The organism is Pseudomonas sp. Z18(2022) (genome assembly GCF_036346535.1).
Classification (GTDB): domain Bacteria; phylum Pseudomonadota; class Gammaproteobacteria; order Pseudomonadales; family Pseudomonadaceae; genus Aquipseudomonas; species Aquipseudomonas yamanorum_A.
In genome coordinates this window covers 50,110-70,049 of sequence record NZ_JAOTOA010000021.1, presented here as the reverse complement: position 1 = coordinate 70,049, position 19,940 = coordinate 50,110, and the positions used below count along the sequence as shown (strand labels likewise).

The 19,940-nt window shown below is 61.5% G+C and carries 17 protein-coding genes; 5 read left to right on the top strand and 12 right to left on the bottom strand.

The annotated features are described in order from the left end of the window. Positions 1 to 58 precede the first annotated feature (58 nt). The 3 genes from holA to leuS form a co-directional block, all read right to left on the bottom strand. The gene (holA, locus tag V3W39_RS27785) at positions 59 to 1,096 is read right to left on the bottom strand and encodes a DNA polymerase III subunit delta (RefSeq protein ID WP_177043308.1); all 1,038 of its coding nucleotides are present in this window, start codon (positions 1,094 to 1,096) and stop codon (positions 59 to 61) included. Positions 1,097 to 1,135: 39 nt separating this feature from the next. Further along, positions 1,136 to 1,741: an LPS-assembly lipoprotein LptE gene (locus tag V3W39_RS27780; RefSeq protein ID WP_177043309.1), complete on the bottom strand. Its 606-nt coding sequence runs from the start codon at positions 1,739 to 1,741 to the stop codon at positions 1,136 to 1,138. Between the two features lie 89 nt (positions 1,742 to 1,830). Further along, positions 1,831 to 4,437: a leucine--tRNA ligase gene (gene leuS / locus V3W39_RS27775; protein ID WP_330213770.1), complete on the bottom strand. Its 2,607-nt coding sequence runs from the start codon at positions 4,435 to 4,437 to the stop codon at positions 1,831 to 1,833. 261 nt (positions 4,438 to 4,698) lie between these two features. On the opposite strand from leuS, the gene V3W39_RS27770 reads away from it, so the two are divergent. Both V3W39_RS27770 and V3W39_RS27765 read left to right on the top strand, forming a co-directional pair. After that, a complete protein-coding gene (locus tag V3W39_RS27770) occupies positions 4,699 to 5,016 on the top strand; it encodes a hypothetical protein (protein WP_177043311.1) in 318 nt (105 codons plus the stop codon). Between the two features lie 99 nt (positions 5,017 to 5,115). After that, on the top strand, positions 5,116 to 5,877 hold the full coding sequence (locus V3W39_RS27765) for a YdcF family protein (RefSeq protein ID WP_330213769.1): 762 nt from the start codon (positions 5,116 to 5,118) through the stop codon (positions 5,875 to 5,877). A 120-nt stretch (positions 5,878 to 5,997) separates the two neighbouring features. On the opposite strand, the gene lnt is transcribed toward V3W39_RS27765, so the two are convergent. From lnt to miaB, 5 genes are all read right to left on the bottom strand, one after another. Next, positions 5,998 to 7,521, bottom strand: a complete 1,524-nt coding sequence (lnt, locus tag V3W39_RS27760; RefSeq protein ID WP_177043313.1) for an apolipoprotein N-acyltransferase — start codon at positions 7,519 to 7,521, stop codon at positions 5,998 to 6,000. Positions 7,522 to 7,529: 8 nt separating this feature from the next. Then, entirely contained in the window at positions 7,530 to 8,369 is an 840-nt protein-coding gene (locus V3W39_RS27755) for an HlyC/CorC family transporter (protein ID WP_005791724.1), read from the bottom strand. Positions 8,370 to 8,396: 27 nt separating this feature from the next. Beyond that, entirely contained in the window at positions 8,397 to 8,870 is a 474-nt protein-coding gene (gene ybeY / locus V3W39_RS27750) for an rRNA maturation RNase YbeY (RefSeq protein ID WP_177120504.1), read from the bottom strand. Next, positions 8,863 to 9,864, bottom strand: coding sequence for a PhoH family protein (locus V3W39_RS27745; RefSeq protein ID WP_177043315.1), 1,002 nt, complete (start codon positions 9,862 to 9,864; stop codon positions 8,863 to 8,865). The genes ybeY and V3W39_RS27745 overlap by 8 nt, the downstream gene beginning before the upstream one ends. Positions 9,865 to 10,101: 237 nt before the next feature. Continuing rightward, a complete protein-coding gene (gene miaB, locus V3W39_RS27740; RefSeq protein WP_010174799.1) occupies positions 10,102 to 11,430 on the bottom strand; it encodes a tRNA (N6-isopentenyl adenosine(37)-C2)-methylthiotransferase MiaB in 1,329 nt (442 codons plus the stop codon). Positions 11,431 to 11,562: 132 nt separating this feature from the next. Here miaB and V3W39_RS27735 point away from each other — a divergent pair, with 132 nt between their 5' ends. Next, a complete protein-coding gene (locus V3W39_RS27735) occupies positions 11,563 to 11,889 on the top strand; it encodes a DUF1820 family protein (protein ID WP_003215457.1) in 327 nt (108 codons plus the stop codon). Between the two features lie 40 nt (positions 11,890 to 11,929). On the opposite strand, the gene V3W39_RS27730 is transcribed toward V3W39_RS27735, so the two are convergent. From V3W39_RS27730 to V3W39_RS27715, 4 genes are all read right to left on the bottom strand, one after another. Next, positions 11,930 to 12,496 carry a tetratricopeptide repeat protein gene (locus V3W39_RS27730; protein WP_063026921.1) on the bottom strand — a complete coding sequence of 189 codons (567 nt, stop codon included), beginning with the start codon at positions 12,494 to 12,496 and terminating at the stop codon, positions 11,930 to 11,932. A gap of 225 nt (positions 12,497 to 12,721) precedes the next feature. Beyond that, positions 12,722 to 14,005, bottom strand: a complete 1,284-nt coding sequence (hemL, locus tag V3W39_RS27725) for a glutamate-1-semialdehyde 2,1-aminomutase (protein WP_177043317.1) — start codon at positions 14,003 to 14,005, stop codon at positions 12,722 to 12,724. A gap of 17 nt (positions 14,006 to 14,022) precedes the next feature. Continuing rightward, on the bottom strand, positions 14,023 to 14,646 hold the full coding sequence (thiE, locus tag V3W39_RS27720) for a thiamine phosphate synthase (RefSeq protein WP_177020941.1): 624 nt from the start codon (positions 14,644 to 14,646) through the stop codon (positions 14,023 to 14,025). Between the two features lie 18 nt (positions 14,647 to 14,664). Next, complete coding sequence (locus V3W39_RS27715) at positions 14,665 to 15,462, bottom strand: hydroxymethylpyrimidine/phosphomethylpyrimidine kinase (RefSeq protein ID WP_003215474.1); 798 nt, start codon at positions 15,460 to 15,462, stop codon at positions 14,665 to 14,667. 286 nt (positions 15,463 to 15,748) lie between these two features. Between V3W39_RS27715 and V3W39_RS27710 the strand changes: the two genes are divergently transcribed. Both V3W39_RS27710 and V3W39_RS27705 read left to right on the top strand, forming a co-directional pair. Beyond that, positions 15,749 to 18,127 (top strand): hybrid sensor histidine kinase/response regulator, encoded by a 2,379-nt coding sequence (locus tag V3W39_RS27710; RefSeq protein WP_330213768.1) that lies wholly within the window; start codon positions 15,749 to 15,751, stop codon positions 18,125 to 18,127. Between the two features lie 91 nt (positions 18,128 to 18,218). After that, the gene (locus V3W39_RS27705) at positions 18,219 to 19,871 is read left to right on the top strand and encodes an acyl-CoA dehydrogenase family protein (protein ID WP_330213767.1); all 1,653 of its coding nucleotides are present in this window, start codon (positions 18,219 to 18,221) and stop codon (positions 19,869 to 19,871) included. Positions 19,872 to 19,940 lie beyond the last annotated feature (69 nt).

Sequence of the window (19,940 nt, the reverse complement as noted above, 5' to 3'; positions counted from 1 at the left end):
ATGCGGTGCGAATCATCGGCCGAAGTTTGGATTCTGTCCAGCCCAGTGATACGTAGGACTATTCAGCAGGCAACGCCAGGCGCTGTCCTGACATCAAAAGTGACAAACGACTCAAGCTCATCCAGGGTGAACCCGCGGCCTGGCCCTTGATCTGCGCGTCAATGCGCTGGGCTTCCAGCAGCAATTGCGCCCAGCGTTGTGCCGAGTGCCGTTGCAGGGCTTTGCTGATCAGCGGCTTGCGCTTGTCCCAAACCGGTGGCCGGGCCTGGCTGAAGGCCTTGTCCAGCGGGATACCCTGGCTGTATTGCAAGGCAATGTTGGCCAGCAGGCGCAGTTCCCGAGCCAGGGCCCAGAGTATGACCGGCGGCTCCACGCCTTCGCCCCGCAGCCCTTCGAGCATACGCAGGGCGTGGGCGGGTTCGCCGTTCAGGATCGCATCCACCAGGCCAAATACGTCAAAGCGCGCGCTGTCAGCCACGGCGCCTTGTACGGTTTCAACCGTGATCTGGCCGCCTTCAGCCATCAGCTTGAGCTTTTCGATTTCCTGGGCCGCCGCCAGCAGGTTGCCTTCCACCCGCGCCGCAATCAGCTCTACCGCGTCATGGCTGGCGGTGAGTCCGGATTGGGACAGACGCTGACGAATCCACTGTGGCAGTTGATTGCTGTCCACCGGCCAGATCTGGATGAACTGGGTCTGTGCCCCTTCCACCAGTGCCTTGCCCCACTTGGTCTTCTGCGCGCTGCCATCGAGCTTGGGCAGGCTGATCAGCAGCAGCGTGTCTTCGGCAGGACGTGCGCAGTACTCCATCAACGCCGCCGCGCCTTTGTCGCCGGGCTTGCCCGAAGGCAGGCGCAGTTCCAGCAGGCGTTTCTCGGCGAACAGCGACATGCTTGCCCCGGCTTGCAGCAGCGTACCCCAGTCGAAACTGGCGTCGGCGCTGAACACCTGGCGTTCATCGAATCCCTGTTGGCGGGCGGCGGTGCGAATCGCGTCCGCGGCCTCCTGGCACAGCAGCGGGTCATCACCGCTGACGATGTAGACGGGCGCAAGGCTGCCTTGCAGGTGCTTGGCGAGTTGGGCGGGGGCGAGTTTCATAGGCAGGGCGAACGGGGCGCCAGTGGCGCCCCGTCTGGCTTACTCAGCTGGGACTTCGACAGGCGATTGTTTCGGCTGGCTGTTTTCATACTCTTGCGCAGCTTTCAGCGCATCGGCATCTGCCTTGGCCTTGTTATCTGCCGTCTGTTGCAGTTGATCCAGTTTTTCCGGGGTGATCAGTTGCAGGCGCAGAAGCATGCGCTGCACCAGCTCACGACGCATTTCCTTGCGCACCTGGATGGTTTCGGAGTCCGAACCCACCAGGTTGTTGCCGTCGTGGCTCACGACTTTCTGTACCTGGATCTTGTCGCCCATCAACGGCAGGTGGTCGTGGCCCTGGATTTCGAAGAAGAGCGTGGTGCTCAGCTCGATGTCCGAAGCACGCCCGGCACTGGCATAGCTGAGGTTGCGCTGCTCTTCTTTCTCATCCAGCAGGTTCAGTTTGTAAGCCGCGCCTGAATAGACTTTGACACCACTGCTTTCCAGGACCTGGCGCAGCTGTTGCACGGTCTCGCCGTAGGAGTTACGGGCGGTGACGTCCAGTTCCTTGATCGCCAGTTCGGTGGTGCCGGTGCCGCGCAGCTGGAAGCCGCAAGCGCTCAGTAGCACGGCAAGGCCCATAACCAGCAGATTGCGTTTGATCATTTTGATGCTCCCCTTGAAACCATGTGGGCCTTATCGAGGCCCTGGAGGTTTTGTTCGGCGCCAGGGTAATGCCCTGGCGCCCGATCCGATTAGCTAGCGACGATATTGACCAGTTTGCCGGGCACCACGATCACTTTGCGGATCGTCAGGCCTTCGGTGAAGCGCAGCACGTTTTCATTGGTACGGGCAGCGGCTTCGACGTCTTCACGGCTGGCGCTGGCCGGCATGTCGATCTGGCCACGCAGCTTGCCGTTGACCTGAATTACCAGTTGCAGCGTGTCTTGTACCAGCGCGCTGTCATCCTGTACCGGCCAGCCGGCATCGATGACGGCACCGCTGTGGCCCAACCGGCTCCACAGGTCGTGGCTGATGTGCGGCGTGATTGGCGCCAGCAGCAGGACGACGGTTTCCAGGCCTTCCTGAATCAGTGCGCGATCCAGGTCGGTGGCTTGCGGCGCTTTTTCCAGCACGTTCATCAACGTCATCACCTGGGCAATGGCGGTGTTGAATTTGTGATTCTGGCCCACGTCCTGGCTGGCCTGGCGGATGGCCAGGTGTGTGCTGCGGCGAATGGCTTTCTGTTCATCGCTCAAGGACGCTACGTCCAGCTTGTCCGGCAAGCCCTGGCTGACATGGGCGTGCGCCAGGCGCCAGACGCGCTTGAGGAAGCGGTGCGAGCCTTCAACGCCGGAGTCGGACCATTCGGCGCTCATGTCAGGCGGCGAGGCGAACATCATGAACAGGCGGCAAGTGTCTGCGCCGAACTGGTCGATCATCGACTGTGGGTCGACGCCGTTGTTCTTCGACTTGGCCATCTTCTCGGTGCCGCCGATTTCCACCGGCAGGCCGTCGCTGATCAGTTTTGCGCTGATGACCTTGGCCTTGCTGTCACGCACCAGTTCGACGTCCGCCGGGTTGAACCAGGTGTAGGCGCCATTGGCTTCGCGACGGTAGTAAGTCTCGGCAATCACCATGCCTTGGGTCAGCAGGTTCTTGAACGGCTCGTCGGAGCTCACCAGGCCTTCATCACGCATCAGCTTGTGGAAGAAGCGCGCGTACAGCAGGTGAAGGATGGCGTGCTCGATACCGCCGATGTACTGGTCTACCGGCAGCCAGTGGTCGGCTGCGGATTTTTCCACCAGGCCACCTTCATAGTGCGGCGAGGCGTAGCGGGCGTAGTACCACGAGGACTCGACGAAGGTGTCCATGGTGTCGGTTTCGCGCTTGGCAGGCTGGCCGCATTTCGGGCAAGCGCACTCGTAGAACTCGGGCATGCGCGCCAAGGGCGAACCGGCGCCGTCCGGCACCACGTCTTCTGGCAGTACCACCGGCAGTTGGTCTTCCGGCACCGGCACGTCACCGCAGGTTTCGCAGTGGATGATCGGGATTGGGCAGCCCCAGTAGCGCTGGCGGCTGATGCCCCAGTCGCGCAGGCGGAACTGGGTGCGCGAGGCACCGAGGTTTTTCTTGATCAGCGCCACTTCGATGGCGTCGAAGGCACCTTCGAAATCCAGGCCGTCGAACTCGCCGGAATTGATCAGGGTGCCGTGTTCGTTGTACGCGTCCTGCCACGGAGCCGGGTTGGTGTCACCGGAACTGGTGCGCACCACGGACTTGATCGGCAGGTTGTATTTCACGGCGAATTCAAAGTCGCGCTCGTCGTGAGCCGGCACAGCCATTACCGCGCCATCGCCATAGTGCATCAGCACATAGTTGGCGACCCATACCGGCAGCTTCTCGCCGCTCAGCGGGTGCTCGACGAACAGGCCGGTCGGCAGGCCTTTTTTCTCCTGGGTGGCGACGTCGGCTTCGGCCACGCTGCCGCCTTTGCATTCGGCAATAAATGCCTGCAGCTCGGGGTTGTTCTGTGCGGCCTGGGTGGCCAGCGGGTGTTCGGCGGCCACGGCGACGTAGGTCGCGCCCATCAGGGTGTCCGCACGGGTGGTGAAGACTTTCAGTACGCCCGCCGCGCCGATGGAATCGACGTTATACGGGAACTGTACTTCCATGCCCTTGGACTTGCCGATCCAGTTGCGCTGCATGGTCTTGACCTGCTCGGGCCAGCCCGGCAAATCGTCGAGGCTCGACAAGAGTTCATCCGCGTAGGCGGTGATCTTGAAGTAGTACATCGGGATTTCGCGTTTTTCGATCAGCGCGCCGGAACGCCAGCCGCGACCGTCGATCACTTGTTCGTTGGCCAGTACGGTCTGGTCCACCGGGTCCCAGTTCACGGTGCCGCTCTTCTTGTAGATCACACCTTTTTCGAACAGGCGAGTGAACAGCCATTGTTCCCAGCGGTAGTAATCAGGCTTGCAGGTGGTCACCTCGCGGGACCAGTCCACCGCCAGGCCCAGGCTGCGCAGCTGGGTCTTCATGTAGGCGATGTTTTCGTAGGTCCACTTGGCGGGCGCTACGTTGTTTTTCATCGCGGCGTTTTCCGCCGGCATGCCGAAGGCGTCCCAACCCATGGGTTGCAGGACGTTCTTGCCGAGCATGCGCTGGTAGCGGGAGATTACGTCGCCGATGGTGTAGTTACGCACGTGCCCCATGTGTAGCTTGCCGCTGGGGTAAGGGAACATCGATAGGCAATAGAAAGTCTCCTTGCCTGGCTGTTCACTGACTTCAAAGGACTTTTGCTCATCCCAGAACGACTGGGCGGCATTTTCTATTTCACGGGGCTGATATTGTTCGTGCATGGCTACTTTTGAACTGAATAGGGGTGGCCTAATCCTCTTCGGTGCAACGTTCAGGTTGATCGACACCAAAAAGTGGCGCGTCCGTGCCCAAACCCTGCGGGAAGTGGAGTTACAGGAAGCGCCGTAGCATACATGACCCCACTCTATCGAGGGAAACCCTGATTGCGCCGCCGAGGCCGTTGGTCGCGGCGTCAGGCAGGCAGGGCCAGCAGGACTACGCTGTTTAGTGGGGAGTGAGTCTTATCTTCAATGAGGTGAGGGATGGTTGATTCGCAGCGAACTTTAACGAAACCGCAGGTGTACGAAGGACTGATCGACCGTTTGGGTCGAGCACTGGATGCAGCAAAAACCGCAGGCCGATTGTGTGATGAACGGCCTCTGGAGTTGGAACTGCGTGGCTTGAGCCAGGCAGAGCTGGAAGTGATCAGGGTGTATCTGGAGTTAAATGAGCATCGCGCGTCCCATGGCATGGCCTCCCCGCCGGCGCAGGAGCCTTCACGCTCGGCCAAGGTGGTATGGCTCAAGGATTTGTCGGCCGGCCGCAGCCCGGAAAAACTCCGGTCCGTGCGTTTCAAGTGAATACCGCGTAATCGGTAGCCTTCTCGAACGTGTGTTCTTGTAAAGATTGTCGCTAAACCCCGTTACACCTTAGGCTTCGGGCATCTTTGGAGATGCCCGATGCCTATTCGTTATTTCATTAAACAATTGCTGTTGCCGCCCGGCATTCTGTTGCTGTTGCTGGCCCTTGCCTGGTGGTTTCGTCGCAGTCGCCCACGACTGGCGGGGGTGTGCTTTGCCTTGGGCTTCGGCGGGATGTGGCTGATGAGCCTGCCGGTGGTGGTGCAGTGGGGGGCAAAGGCCTTGGAGACCGAGCCGCCCTTGGCCCGTGACGCATGGGCGACCCTGGCGCAGCGGGCTGATGCAATCGTGATATTGGGTTCGGGGCGTGAACGCGGGGATCCGGCGTGGGGCTCTGATCAGCCTACGGGTGTCGGCCTTGAACGCCAGCGTTACGCGGCGAGATTGGCCAAGGCTTCGGGCTTGCCGGTGCTGACCACCGGAGGCTTGCATTACGGTACGCCGCCCAGCGAGGCGGAGTTGATGGCGGTGTCGATGCAGGATGACTTTGGCGTGAGCGTGCGCTGGAAGGAAGAGCGCAGCCGCACCACGTGGGAAAACGCGCAGATGAGTGCAGAGATTCTGTTGCCGCAAGGCATCAAGCGTGTGGTCGTCGTGACCCAGGCCTGGCACATGCCGCGTTCGCGCTGGAGTTTCGAAAAGGCCGGGTTTACGGTCGTTCCGGCGCCGGTGGGGTTTCTGGGCGTAGACAATGCCCGGCCACTGGGTGGCTGGATGCCGGAATTCAAGTCGGTATGGCAGAACGGTCAGTTGCTGAACGAAGCGGTGGGGCAGGTGGGTTACCGGTTGTTTTACAGGTAACACCGCAACGCAAATGTGGGAGCCGGGCTTCTGTGGGAGCCGGGCTTGCCCGCGATGCAGGCACCTCGGTGTGTCAGTTACACCGAGGTGATGCTATCGCAGGCAAGCCAGCTCCCACCTTCAGACTGTTTTCGACATCCGGCCCGCCAGCAAGGCCCAGCCAAACAGGCCAAGGCACAGGATGATCAACGGCCACGAGCGCCATTGCAGGTACGGCGTGAGGTTGTGCATCGGTACCACCTCACCGTAGAGGATCCCGCGTTCAAACTGCGGGATCTGCACGGTGATCTGCCCGTACGGGTTGATCAGGCCGGTGACGCCGTTGTTGGTGGCGCGGATCATCCAGCGACCGGCCTCCAGGGCGCGCATCTGGGCCATCTGCAAATGTTGCAGCGGGCCGATGGAGCGGCCGAACCAGGTGTCATTGCTGATGGTCAGCAACAGGTCGCTGCGGGCCGACAGGCCGGCGGCGAATTCCGGGTACACCACTTCATAGCAAATGAACGGCGCAATCTGATAGCCCTTGGCTTGCAGCAGCGCCTGGTCGGCCGGCCCGCGGGCGAAGTCCGACATCGGCAGGTCGAAGAAGGCGATCAGGCCACGCAACATGTCCTGCAACGGCACGTACTCGCCGAACGGCACCAGCTTCTGTTTCAGGTAAGTGCCATCGCCTTCACCCACCACGGTGATGCCATTGAAAAAGCGCTTGTGGTGGTGCACTTCCTGACGAATCGGCACGCCGGTGATCAGCGCGGTGTGCCGGTCAGCGGCGAACTTGCCCATCATGGCCAGGTAGCCTTCGACGGACTCCTTGAGTACCGGCACCGCGGTTTCCGGCCATACCAGCAGGTCCACGGGCTTGGAGGTGAAGCTCATGTCACGGTACAGCGCGAGCTGCGCATTGAGCTGCTCGGGGTCCCATTTCATGCTTTGTTCGACGTTGCCCTGGACGGCCGCTACGGTCAGCGGTGCGCCGGCGGGGGTGGTCCAGGCGTGATGCTTGAGTGCCAGGCCGATGGCCCATGGCGCCACCAACAGCAGCAAACCGGCACCGATGAACAGGTTGCGTTTACCCGCCAGCAGGCGCGGCAGGTTGCAGATCAGCGCGGCGGTCAGCGCCAGGGCAAAGGAAATCAGCCACATGCCACCCAGTGGCGCGAGGCCGGCAAGGGGAGCGTCGAGCTGGCTGTAACCGGAGTAGAGCCAAGGGAAACCGGTGAGGAACCAGCCGCGAAACGCTTCCTGGCCCACCCACAAGGCCGCGAAGGCCAGGGCGTCGGCCAATGGCGCCTCATTGCGCCGCAGCCAGCGCGCCCAGAGCCAGGCAGGCAGGGCAAAGAACCAGGCAATGGCTGCGGTAAACGCCAGCATCAGCATGCCCGCCAGCAGCACCGAAGCGCCGCCGAAGTGGTGAATGCTGTAGTAGATCCAGCTGGTGCCGGCGCCAAACAGACCGAAACCGAAACACCAGCCACGCCACAAGGCCTGGCGTGGTGTCAGCTCACGCAATCCCGCATAAAAGAACCCGACCGCCACCAGCGCAAACGGCCAGAGATCGAACGGCGCCAGCGCCAGGGTAGTGATGGCGCCGGCCACCACGGCCAGCAGGTTACCGGGCCAGCCGGGTGCAATCATACGGCGCATGTCAGTCCTTAGCGGGCAATAGGTGTCAGGCGAATGAGGTGGATCCGGCGGCTGTCGGCATTCAGGATGCGAAAGCGATAGGCGCCGATCTCGGTGGTCTCATTCCGCTTGGGCAGATGCCCGAACGCGCTCATTACCAGGCCGCCGACGGTGTCGAATTCATCATCGGAGAATTCGCTGTCGAAGAACTCGTTGAAGTTCTCGATCGGCGTCAGGGCCTTGACCAGGAAGTCACCGCTGGGCAGCGGCTTGATGTAGCTGTCTTCTTCCACGTCGTGTTCGTCTTCGATATCGCCGACGATCTGTTCCAGCACGTCTTCGATGGTCACCAGGCCAGCCACGCCGCCGTATTCGTCAATCACGATGGCCATGTGATTGTGGTTCGCACGAAATTCGCGCAGCAGCACATTCAGGCGCTTGGATTCGGGGACGAAGGTGGCAGGACGCAGCAGGTCCTTGATGTTGAAGCTGTCGCCGTTCTCCTTGAGGATCAGCGGCAGCAGGTCCTTGGCCAACAGGACGCCCATGACGTCGTCATGGCTTTCGCCGATCACCGGGTAGCGCGAGTGCGCCGAGTCGATCACGGCCGGGAGGAATTCCCGTGGGGTCTGTGTCGCCTTGATGCTGATCATTTGCGAGCGCGGAACCATGATGTCCCGTACTTGCAGGTCAGCCACCTGGATGGCGCCTTCGACGATGGCCAGCGCTTCGCTGTCCAGCAACTTGTTCTGGTGTGCCTCGCGCAGCAGCTCCAGCAGCTCCTGGCGGTTTTTCGGCTCGTGGGCAAAGGCCTGGGTGAGTTTCCCCAGCCATGACTTTTGCCCGTTGCTCGATCGGTCTTCGCTCATAGCGATTACTCTAAATCCTTTATTGTTTCAGTTAGGTGTAGTTGCAATTTCGTCGTCTGCATACGGGTCACGATGACCCAATTCTGCAAGCAACGTTCGTTCCAGCGCTTCCATTTCTTCGGCTTCGTCATCGTCTATATGGTCGTAACCCAAGAGATGCAAGCAGCCGTGGATGACCAGGTGGGCCCAATGGGCCTCAAGTTCCTTGCCTTGTTCCTTGGCTTCGCGCTCGACCACCTCGACGCAGATCACCAGGTCGCCCAGCAATGGGATATCCAGTAACTCATCGGGTACGTCGGCGGGAAACGACAGCACGTTGGTCGCGTAGTCTTTTTGTCGCCAGGTGTGATTCAGCTCACGGCCTTCAGGTTCGTCCACCAGACGAATGGTCAGTTCCGAGTCGGCGGTGCGCTGGCGCAGGGCCAGGGTGCACCATTGGCGGAACTGCGCTTCGCTGGGGGCAGGCGCATCGGTGGCCAGCTGCAGGTCAAGCTCAAGCATCGCGGCGAGTGTCCTTGGCCGGTTGGTCGTCGCGGTGTTCGAAGCGCTCGTAGGCTTCGACAATGCGCTGCACCAGCGGGTGACGTACCACGTCTTTGGGCATGAAGTGGGTGAAGCTGATCCCCGGCACGTCCTTTAGCACGTCGATCACCTGGGCCAGGCCCGACTTGGTGCCTTTGGGCAGGTCGACCTGGGTGACGTCGCCGGTGATCACGGCTGTGGAGCCGAAGCCGATCCGGGTCAGGAACATTTTCATCTGTTCGACGGTGGTGTTCTGGCTTTCGTCGAGGATGATGAAGCTGTTGTTCAGCGTACGGCCGCGCATGTAGGCCAGCGGGGCGATCTCGATCACCTGGCGCTCGATCAGCTTGGCCACGTATTCGAAGCCGAGCATCTCGTAGAGCGCGTCGTAGAGAGGGCGCAGGTACGGGTCGATCTTCTGGGCCAGGTCGCCGGGCAAAAAGCCCAGTTTCTCGCCGGCTTCCACCGCCGGACGCACCAGCAGGATGCGTCGCACCTGCTCGCGCTCCAGGGCGTCGACCGCACAGGCCACGGCCAGGTAGGTCTTGCCGGTACCGGCAGGGCCGATGCCGAAGTTGATGTCGTTGCCCAGAATCTCTTTGACGTAGCGCTGCTGATTCAGGCCGCGGGGGCGAATCATGCCTTTCTTGGTGCGCAGGGCCACGCTGGCTTCGGCCACCGGGTTGTTCGCCAGGTCTTGTACCGCAGATTCCTGCAGGTACAGGTGCACCGTTTCCGGCGACAGCTCGCTACCTTTGGTTTCCCGGTAGAGGCGGCGCAGAAGGTTTTCTGCCGAGGTGGTGTGTTGGGGTTCACCAATGAGCTCGAATTGATTGCCGCGGTTGCGGATCTCGATGCTCAGGCGTTGTTCGATCAGGCGCAGGTGCTCGTCGAACTGTCCGCACAGATTGGCGAAACGGCGAGCCTCAAAGGGCTCGAGGAGAAAACGATGTGGTTCTATGGGTGCGTTCAAGGTCGCTTTTAGCCGCCCTGGGGCAATTAAGATGAAATCAAGGATAACGCCAGCAGGCGGTGTGCGAAAGCACTTATATAGCCCGGACCCGCTCTCAAGAACAAACGCGATCCAGTGTGGGAGCTGGCTTGCCTGCGATGAGGCCGGCACGTCCAAAAGAGAGGCTGCCTGTTATATCGCTATCGCAGGCAAGCCAGCTCCCACATTTGATCTTCATTTGCCTTGAACGCCGGGCTCTCAGTTAACCAGCGAGCCGCGCAGCGAGTGCGGTTGCGCCGCGTCGATGTGTACGTCGGCGAACTGCCCGATCAGCGTCGGATTATCGCAGCGGAAGTTGACGATCCGGTTGTTCTCGGTGCGGCCCTGCAATTCGCCAGGATCCTTTTTCGAGTAATCGGTGACCAGGATGCGCTGGGTCGAACCCACCATCTGTCGGCTGATCTCGAAACCCTGCTGGTTGAGGCGGTGTTGCAGGGCGTTCAAACGCTCCTTCTTCAACGCTTCCGGGGTTTCGTCGAGCAGGTCGGCCGCCGGGGTGCCCGGGCGCTGGCTGTAGACGAAGGAGTAGGAGAAGTCGAAACCGACGTCTTCAATCAGCTTCATGGTCTGCTGGAAATCTTTCTCGGTCTCGCCCGGGAAGCCGACGATAAAGTCCGAACTGATGCAAATCCCCGGCACTGCCGCACGCAATTTTCGCAGTTTGGATTTGTATTCCAGGGCCGTGTGGTTGCGCTTCATGGCCGAGAGGATGCGGTCGGAGCCCGACTGCACCGGCAAGTGCAGGTGTTTGACCAGCTCCGGCACTTCGGCGTGGGCCTGGATCAGGCTGTCGGAGAATTCCAGCGGGTGCGAGGTGGTGTAGCGAATCCGCTCGATCCCGTCGACGGCCGCCACCACGCGGATCAACTCGGCGAGGTCCGCCAGGCGTCCGTCGTGGGTCTGGCCGCGATAGCCGTTGACGTTCTGCCCCAGCAGGGTCACTTCACGCACGCCGTTCTCGGCCAGGTGAATGATCTCCGCCAGCACGTCATCGAACGGGCGGCTGACTTCTTCGCCGCGGGTGTACGGCACCACGCAGAAGGTGCAGTACTTGCTGCAACCTTCCATCACCGACACATACGCGCTCGGGCCGTCGATGCGCGGCTCGGGCAGGTGGTCGAATTTTTCGATTTCCGGGAATGAGACGTCGACCTGCGGCAGCTTGGTGATGCGGGCGGCGTCGATCATTTCCGGCAGGCGGTGCAGGGTTTGCGGGCCGAAGACCACATCCACATAGGGCGCGCGGTCGCGAATCGCGGCGCCTTCCTGGCTGGCCACGCAACCGCCGACGGCGATCACCATGTCCGGGTTGGCCAGCTTCAGTTCGCGCCAGCGGCCCAGCTGCGAGTAGACCCGGTCCTGGGCCCGCTCGCGGATCGAGCAGGTATTGAGCAGGATCACGTCGGCATCTTCAGCGCGGGCGGTGACTTCCAGGGCCTGATGTTCACCCAGCAGATCGACCATGCGCGAGCTGTCGTACTCGTTCATCTGGCAACCGTGGGTTTCGATGTAAAGCTTCTTGGCCATGGGGATCGTCAACTGGTGGTAAAGAACCGCGCATTATAGGGGGCATGCCGATAGGTTCCTAGCACTGTGCATCGGGTGCCATGCTATAGTTCGCGCCCTCTTTTATATCCCCCGATGTGTTACCCGCCCACCATGACCAAACGTGAAGCTCCAATCTACAAGGTGATTTTCCTTAACCAGGGCCAGGTGTTCGAAATGTACGCCAAGCAGATCTATCAAAGTGATCTGTGGGGCTTCCTGGAAGTGGAAGAGTTCGTCTTTGGCGAGCGCACACAGTTGGTCGTCGACCCGGGCGAGGAAAAACTCAAGGCTCAGTTCGAAGGCGTGGTGCGCAGTTTTGTGCCGATGCATTCGATCGTGCGCATCGACGAAGTCGAGCGCCTGGGCACGCCGAAAATCAGCGAAGCCCGTGGCATGAGCAATGTCATGCCGTTTCCGATGCCGATGCCAGAGAAGTAAGACAGTTGAAGGCTCCCATGCCTGGCACGGGAGCAGTCAGTCAGCGTGAAGGATCAGGCAGTGGCGAGAATGGCGAGCTGCCATCTGCGCTCTGCAGTTCCTGCAGGTAGTTGCGGAAAATCTGCCCCAGTACCTGGGTCGCCACTTCCAGTTCGTCCCGCTGCATGTGTTCGGCCACTTCATCGGCCGTGTCCAGCGCATCTTCAGCGCCATTGACCGCCGCCATTTTCAGCACGATGTACGCCTGAACGTTATTGGCCGGTACGCCTTCGCCATGGAAAAACATGGTGCCCAGCTGGAATTGCGCCTGGGCATGGCCCTGCAACGAGGCTTTCTCGAAGTAGCTCAAGGCCTTGTTGAGGTCGCGTGCGGGATTTTTACTGTCGTAGAAGTACTCGCCCAACTCGTATTGCGCCTGCGCATCCCCGCCGTCGGCCTGTTTCTGGCACGCGCTCAGGGCTTCGGCCTGGCTTTCTGGCTGGGTATTGAGGGTGCAACGACCCATCGCTGGGATTAACAACGAGTTGCCGCCTGCCTGGGCAAACGCCAGCAGCGGCTGAAGGAGCAACAGGCAGCCCAGAACCAGGGTGCGGCCGGTGCGTTTCATGGGAATCGACTTACCTCTGACGGGGCGCGGGACCCACGGGGGGATCCAATAAGCGCGCATTATGAAATAAGCAGGCACCTGCTTACAAAGTCTTTACTCGTTTTTCTGCTGCGTGGGCAAGTTATCTGCCGGATTGCAGGTAAATTCTCGAAAAAAGACGGAAATGTGTGTAAGCAAAGTAGCAAATCTGACGCCGCCAGTGGCAACGTCAGATTTTTGAGGCGCTTATTTCAAGGCAGCGAAGGCGCGTTCAGCGGCATCGAGGGTCAGTTTCAGCTCGGCATCACCATGGGCGATCGAGGTAAAACCGGCTTCAAAGGCGCTCGGTGCCAGGTATACGCCACCTTCCAGCATCAGATGGAAGAAGCGCTTGAACAGATCGGCATCGCTGCCCATCACGTCGTCGAAGGTGACGATGTCATCGGCGCCACTGAAGTACAGGCCGAACATGCCGCCCGCCTGGGTGGTCACGAACGGAATGCCGGCGGCATCGGCGCGCTGTTGCAGGCCGTCCAGCAGGCGGGTGGTGTAGTCGGTCAGCTCGGCGTGGAAGCCCGGGCGGCTGATCAGGCGCAGGGTGGTCAGGCCGGCGGCCATAGCCAGCGGGTTACCCGACAGCGTGCCCGCCTGGTACACCGGGCCCAGCGGCGCGATGTGCTGCATGATTTCGCGCTTGCCGCCGAAGCAGCCCACTGGCATGCCACCACCGATGATCTTGCCGAAGGTGCTCAGGTCCGGCGTCACGCCGTAGTAAGCCTGGGCGCCGCCGAGGGCAACGCGAAAACCGGTCATCACTTCATCAAAAATCAGCACCACGCCGTGCTTGTCGCACTGTTCCCGCAGGCCTTCCAGAAAGCCCGGTGCAGGCGGCACGCAGTTCATGTTGCCGGCCACCGGCTCGACGATGATGCAGGCTACTTCCTGGCCGACTTCGCTGAGCATCTGCTCCACCGCACCGATATCGTTGAACGGCAGGGTCAGGGTGTGTTTGGCGAAGGCTGCCGGCACACCGGCAGAGCTCGGTACGCCCTGGGTCAGCGCGCCGGAACCGGCCTTGACCAGCAGGCTGTCGGAGTGGCCGTGGTAGCAGCCTTCGAATTTGATGATGCTGTCACGGCCGGTGAAACCACGGGCCAGGCGAATCGCACTCATGGTGGCTTCAGTGCCGGAGCTGACCATCCGCACCATCTCCATGGACGGCACGATGGCGCACACCAGGTCCGCCATCTCGGTTTCCATGGCGGTCGGTGCGCCATAGGACAGGCCGTGTTGCAGCTGCTGGCGCACCGCATCCAGCACGTCCGGATGGCTGTGGCCGAGGATCATCGGGCCCCACGAACCCACGTAGTCGACGTAGCGCTTGTCATCTTCGTCGGTGACGTAGGCGCCTTCGGCATGCTTGAAGAACAGTGGTGTGCCGCCAACGCTCTTGAACGCTCGCACGGGGGAGTTCACACCGCCGGGGATGTGTTTCTGGGCATTGGCAAACAGGGTTTCGGAACGGGACATGATCGTGTTCTCTGAATTCAAGATTTTAGAAGATCGTTGAAAGCGCGGGCGCGGCGCGTGACTTCCTGGGTGCTGTCGGCACCAAACAGGCCGTGGACCACTGCCAGCAAGTCGGCACCATGGGCCACCAACGGCTCGGCGTTTTCCAGGGTGATGCCGCCAATCACGCAGATCGGCAGGTGCAACCGCGCGCGGGCCTGGGCCAGCAGTTCAACGGTGGCCGCCGGCGCGCCGGGCTTGGTATTGGAATTGAAGAAGCGGCCGAAGGCGACGTAACTGGCCCCTTCGCGCGCGGCCTGCTCGGCCAGTTCGATCTGGCTGTGGCAGGTGGAGCCGATAATTGCCTTGGAGCCCAACAAGGCGCGGGCCGGGGTCAGCGGGCCGTCGGTCTGCCCCAGGTGCACGCCGACGCCGAGGCGCGCGGCCAGTTCGGCATCATCGTTGATGATCAGTTGCGTCTTGTAGCGCGAGCACAGCTCCCGCAGTTTTTCGGCTTCCCGCAGGCGGCGTGCTTCGTCGCTGCTTTTGTCGCGGTATTGCAGCAGGGTCACGCCACCGTCCAACGCCGCTTCGACGTAGGCCAGGAACTTGCCGGCCAACAGTTGGCTGTCGGTAATGGCATAAAGGCCACGTAGTTTCATCGGGCAGGCCTCTTGTTGTTACGAGCAGAAATCCAACGGCAGACGACGAGGCACGAATTGCCCCTGGCCGAGTTGTTCAGCGTCACGCAGGGTGCGCCAAGTGTAGTTGAGGGCCGATTGCACGGCGCTGACCAAACCTTCGCCCTGTGCCAGCCGACCGGCCAGCGCGCTGGCCAGGGTGCAGCCGGAACCGTGATAACTGCCGGGCAGGCGCTGGCAGGTGAAGGTCTGGTGCGTGCCGTCGCGGCTGTAGAGGCGGTTGTGCACTTCGTGCTCGTCGCCATGGCCGCCGGTGATCAGCAGGTGCTTGATGAAGGGCAGTAACTTCGCGGCGCATTCGTCCGCCGTGCCTTCGGGCAGTTCAGCGAGGATGCGCGCTTCGGGCAGGTTCGGCGTGGCAATCAGCGACAGTGGCAACAGCCGTTCGCGCATCGCATAGCCAACCTCATCCTTGCCCAGGCTGCCGCCACCACCGGCGCGCAGCACCGGGTCGCAGACCACCGGCAAATGCGGGTGCGCCTTGAGCAATTCGACCACGGTGTCGACCATTTCCAGGGAACCGAGCATGCCCAGTTTCACTGCGGCCACTTCGGAGTCGCCGAGCACGGCGTTGGCCTGGGCCAGCACCCACTCGCGGTCCAGCACGCGGAAATCGCTGACGTTGACCGTGTTCTGCACGGTCAGCGCGGTGACGGCCGGGGCCGCATGACAACCCTGGGCGAGCAGGGCTTCGATATCTGCCTGCAAGCCGGCGCCACCACTGGGATCATGGCCGGAGAGACAGAGGACAACGGGGCGAGAGCTGTAGATATTCATGGTGCGCGAGCTTACCACCAAACGCTTTTTGGGTGGCTGTCGGGCGATGGTTGAATTTTTAGTGGATAAGTATGGCGAAATGGCTGTTTGCTATCATCGTGAAATGCAGGTCAAATGCCCTGTAATACCCGCTCTAGAGCCTTTCAAAAAATCATTTGAATAGTGTCTTTTGGCCTGTAATGGCTATGCTAGAGTGGATTGAAACCAATAACTGTATCGCCGGTATACGTCTGCTCAAAAGGAATGGAGGCTTTTGACATAACCGGACAGGTCACGCTGGGGCTCTATGCGCTATTTGCTGATGTTACTGTTGAGCGGGCTGCCGATGCTGGCCGGCGCAGTCGAGTTCAACGAGACCACCACGCGGTTGCCCCTGGGCCAAGTGATGCAAGTGCTTGAGGACCCAAGTGGCGCCCTGAGCATTGGCGATATCAGCTCGCCGGTCCTCGCCAGTCGCTTCAAGACCCATGACAAAGCCACCTTGAATGCCGGTTATTCACGCTCGGTGTTCTGGCTCAAGCTCGACCTTCGTTACCGCCCGAAAAACCCGGATGTCTCGCGCCACTGGCTGCTGGAACTGGCCTACCCGCCGCTGAACCAACTGGAGCTGTACCAGCCCGACAGCGTTGGCAACTATCGACTGGTCTCGCGCACCGGCAGCAGCCTGCCGTTTTCCAGCCGCGAAATCCGCCAGAGCAACTACCTGTTCAAGCTCGACTTCTTGCCTGGCCAGCAGGAAACCCTGTACCTGCGCCTGCAAAGCCAAGGCTCGATCCAGGCGCCGCTGACCCTCTGGTCCACCACCGCGTACCTCGAAGAGCAGCCGTTGCGCCTCTACGTGCTGGGTGTGATCTACGGTGTGCTGCTGGGCATGCTGGTCTACAACCTGTTCATCTACCTGAGCGTGCGCGACACCAGCTACCTCTACTACATCCTCTATATTGCCTCGTTCGGCCTGTATCAACTGTCGGTCAACGGCGTGGCCGTGCAGTACTTCTGGCCCGACAGCCCGTGGTGGGCGAATGCGGCGGTGCCATTCCTGATCGGTTCGGCGGCGCTGTTCGGCAGCCTGTTTGCCCGCAGCTTCCTGCACACCGCACTTTACAGTCGCTGGATCAACCGGCTGTTGCTGGCGCTGGCGGTCAGCGGTGCAGTCGTGATGGTGCTGGCGCTGTTCACCAGTTATGCACTGGCCCTGCGCCTGGCCACCGGTTTGGCGCTGGTGTTCACCGTGACCATCTTCGTCGCGGCCATCAAGGCCTGGTACTGCGGCCAGCGCATGGCGCGTTATTTCATCATTGCCTGGACCGCGTTCCTGTTGGGCGGTGTGGTCAACACGATGATGGTGCTGGGCTACCTGCCCAATGTGTTCCTCACGATGTACGCCAGCCAGATCGGCTCGGCACTCGAAGTGGCGTTGCTGTCCCTGGCCCTGGCCGACCGCATCAACTCGATGCGCGAGCAACAGGCGCAGATCCTGTTTGACGCCAGCCAGAAGCTCGAAGTGCTCAACACGCAACTGGCCCGCAGCAATCGCCTCAAGGATGAATTCCTCGCCACCCTGACCCACGAACTGCGCACACCGATGAACGGTGTGATTGGTTCCCTGGAGTTGATGCAGACCGAGCCGCTGCAAGGCGACCTCGCCCAGTACCATCAAACCGCCGCCGGCTCGGCCCGCGAGATGATGCGCATGGTCAACGGCATCCTCACCCTCACCGAATTGCAGGCCGGGCGCCTCAGCCCGCAGCCCGAGGTGTTCAGCCTGCGTGGGTTGCTCGACACCTTGCGCCAGCAGTTCGCGGCCAGCGCCCAGAGCAAGGGCCTGGAGTTTTCCATCGATCTGGCGGATGAGTTGCCGGACCGAGTCAGCGGCGACCCCGGCAAGCTGGCGCAATGCCTGGATTGCCTGCTGGACAACGCCTTCAAGTTCACCCACGAAGGGGCGGTGCGGGTGCGGGTAGTCGGCGTGCCACAGGCCGACGGGACGTTGCGCCTGACCTTTATCGTCACCGACACCGGCATCGGGTTCGCTTACCTCGACGAGGCGACCCTGTACCAACGCTTCTTCCAGCTGGATGGCTCGACCACCCGTCGCTACGGCGGCATGGGCATCGGCCTGGCGATCTGCCGGCAATTGATCGAATTGCTCGGTGGGCGCCTCACCCACAATTCCGAGCCTCGCCGCGGCAGTCGCTTCCAGCTGGAGCTTGCGGTCAGCCCGCTGCCGCCCGAGCCCGCGCCCGTGCGGCGAGCACCCCATGCACAACGCACACCGCAGGAGTGCACGGTGTTGCTGGTAGACGACAACGGTGTGGCGCAATTGGTGGTGCGCGGCATGTTGCTCAAGCTCGGTTATCGCGTGAAAACCGTCGACAACGGGCCAGCGGCCCTGGCGCTGTTGCAAAGTGACACCTTCGATGCGGTGCTGCTGGACGTACCGGAGGGCGGGTTTTCGCTGTGCTGCCAGATTCGTGCATTGCCGGGTTGTGGAGAGCTGCCGGTGATTGCCCTGAGCAGCTCGGCGCAAAGCCCCGAGCGAGACCATTGCCACGGTGTGGGCGTGACGGATCGATTGGCAAAACCGGTGCGATTTGATGCCCTGCAAGCGATGTTGCATATTCGGTTGCTGTCAACGGAAAAGGGCGAAAGTGCAGACATTTAGGCATTTATCCCCTTTTTCTTTCTGGTGGGGTGGTGCTTAACTCAGAAACAGGCCTTTGAATCAGCAGGCCAACTTTTTCGAGGAGGCTGCCATGAACCTGCACCAGTTCGCCGAAACCCACGACGTCACCAACCAGCCACCGTCCCTGGACGGCACCAACCTGTACCGTATCGATTTGCCGTTGCAAGACTGGTCCCGGCGCTTTGGTGCCGGCTGGGCCGAGCAGCGCATTGATACCTACGGCGCACTGGCGGGCGGGCCGTTGATGGAAGCCGGGTTCCTGGCCAACCAGAACAAACCGGTGTTCAACAGCCACGACCGTTTTGGCCATCGCATCGACCTGGTGGAATTTCATCCGGCCTATCACGAACTGATGCGCACCGCCGTCGAGCATGGCTTGCCGTCGTTGCCGTGGGCCCATCCGCAATCCGGCGCCCACGTGGCCCGTGCGGCCATGACCTACTTGCACAGCCAGGCCGAAGCCGGCACCGGCTGCCCGTTGACCATGACCTTCGCCTGCGTCCCGGCCCTGCGTTTGCAGCCGGACCTGGCAGAAACCTGGCTGCCGAAAATCCTCGCCACCGAATATGACCCGCGCAACGTCGGCATTGCCCACAAGGCCGGCGCCACCATTGGCATGGCCATGACCGAGAAACAGGGCGGCACCGACGTGCGCGCCAACACCACCCGCGCTTACCCGGTGGCTACCGGCGGCCCGGGCCAGGCGTATGAGCTGGTGGGGCACAAGTGGTTCTGTTCGGCGCCGATGTGCGACGCCTTTCTCACCCTGGCCCAGACCGACAAGGGCCTGACCTGTTTCCTGCTGCCCCGGCACCGCCCGGACGACACGCGCAATGAGTTCTACATCCAGCGCCTGAAAAACAAACTCGGCAACTGCTCCAACGCTTCCAGCGAAGTGGAGTTTCGTGGCGCGTTGGCCTGGATGATCGGCGAGGAAGGGCGCGGTGTACCGACCATTATCGAGATGGTGGCCATGACCCGTTTCGATTGCATGGTCGGCTCCAGCGCCTTGATGCGCCAGGCGCTGACCCAGGCCAGCCATCACTGCGCCCATCGCCTGGTGGGCGGCCGGGTGCTCAGCGAGCAACCGCTGATGCAAAACGTGCTGGCCGACCTGGCCCTGGAAAGCGAGGCGTCCCTGGCCTTGAGCATGCGCATGGGCCGCGCGCTGGACCACCTGGATAACGAACAGGAAGCCAAATTCGCCCGGCTGGTGACGGCGGTGGGCAAATATTGGATCTGCAAACGCGCCCCCGCGATGATCAACGAAGCCGCCGAATGCATGGGCGGCGCCGGGTATGTGGAGGACAGCATCCTGCCGCGTTTGTACCGTGAGGCGCCGGTCAACTCGACGTGGGAAGGTTCCGGGAATGTGCAGTGCCTTGATGTGCTGCGGGCGTTGTCGAAAGAGCCGGGCGTGTTGGAAGTGTTGTTTGTCGAACTGGGGGATGGTCACGGTCACCGGCAACTGGCGCGGCACATCGAACAGTTGAAGTCGGCCTTCATGGACACCCAGGACATCCAGTACCGTGCCCGGCAGCTCACCGAGGACATTGCCGTGGCGTTGCAGGCCAAGCTGCTGCTGGAGGCGGGCAATGCCAGTGTGAGTGATGGCTTTATCGCCAGCCGGCTGGGTGAGTCGTCGGGCCGGGTATATGGCACCTTGCCGCGGGGTGTGGAGGTGGAGGCCATTGTCTCCCGCTCGACACCTCTATTTTCCTGAACAAACACGGTCAAAACGTGGGAGCTGGCTTGCCTGCGATAGCGGTGGGCCAGCTGGCATCAATGTAAT